A 242-nucleotide genomic window follows, 5' to 3' on the forward strand; every position below is an offset into this window, starting at 1 on the left:
GCAGATGGACGGGCCGAAGGCGGATATCCTCGCCACGCTCAAGGGCGGGACGTCATGAACGCGCGAGATTGGCAGCTGGAGGAGTTCGCCATCGGCGCGGAAGCGTCACGCATGGCCCGGCCCCGGCGCGGGCTGACCGCGATCCTCTTGCTGATCATCGCGCTGGCGGGGGTCGGGCTGGTCTGGGCCGGTTGGGTGACGATCGAAGAGGTTTCGCGCGCCGACGGTCGGGTGGTGCCCTC

1 protein-coding gene is annotated in these 242 nt (G+C 69.8%); it reads left to right on the forward strand.

What is annotated here, in order from left to right:
• Window positions 1-54 precede the first annotated feature (54 nt).
• The coding region (locus E0702_RS18090; RefSeq protein WP_439952347.1) for a hypothetical protein at window positions 55-242 on the forward strand (188 nt) is incomplete at its 3' end.

Origin of the sequence: Halomonas marinisediminis (assembly GCF_004347715.1) — a bacterium.
Taxonomy (GTDB): Bacteria; Pseudomonadota; Gammaproteobacteria; order Pseudomonadales; family Halomonadaceae; genus Halomonas; species Halomonas icarae.